We start from the raw sequence: 614 nt of genomic DNA on the forward strand, positions 1-614 counted from the left end.
ACAAAAAAAACGCCCTGCTCGGACGTTTATTTCTTCATCAATAATTCCTGACCTTCTTCAGTTTCGATCAGCTGGTTACGTAATTTATTAGAGATTGAAAAGAATGAAACAGATCCAGCAAGGAAACTAACAGATGCACCTGTTGCAATATATATATCTGTCATCACTTTCGTTTCAGACGGAATGATTGTACCTAGGTAAAAAAATACTCCTACAGCAAGAAGTACAATAGCATATTGTTTAAAATCAAGCATTTTATCATAGAGTTGTTTAGCGTCCAAATCTATCACCTTCACTTTCAGACTTAACCACAACCCTACTGTAACATTTTTTAAACACTTTTTCGGTAAGTAAATACTGGAAAATTAATGGTTTTTATTGAATTGACCTGCTGTAAGCATTTGCAGCCGCTTTCACCTCTGATTTGTCTGAACATGGTGCCGCTTCGGACATTTGCGGTGACTTCCTCCTCTGTTTTGTCCGAACCTTTTGCTACTTCAGCAATTTGCGGCGACTTCTTCCTCTGGTTTATTTTAACCTGCCACTACTTCGGACATTTCAAGCGGCTTCCTCCTCCATTTTGGCCGAACCTATCACTGCTTCGGACATTTCAA

Annotated in this window: 2 protein-coding genes; one reads left to right on the forward strand and one right to left on the reverse strand. The window is 38.9% G+C overall.

Annotated features, from left to right (window positions below; genetic code table 11):
- Positions 1 to 26: 26 nt before the first annotated feature.
- On the reverse strand, positions 27 to 290 hold the full coding sequence (locus tag JCM21738_RS22035) for a YrhC family protein (RefSeq protein WP_321172042.1): 264 nt from the start codon (positions 288 to 290) through the stop codon (positions 27 to 29).
- A 78-nt stretch (positions 291 to 368) separates the two neighbouring features.
- Between JCM21738_RS22035 and JCM21738_RS26440 the strand changes: the two genes are divergently transcribed.
- Positions 369 to 614: hypothetical protein (locus tag JCM21738_RS26440; RefSeq protein WP_243463129.1), on the forward strand; the 246-nt coding region annotated here is incomplete at its 3' end.

This window comes from Mesobacillus boroniphilus JCM 21738, from assembly GCF_000517385.1.
Classification (GTDB): domain Bacteria; phylum Bacillota; class Bacilli; order Bacillales; family Cytobacillaceae; genus Mesobacillus; species Mesobacillus boroniphilus.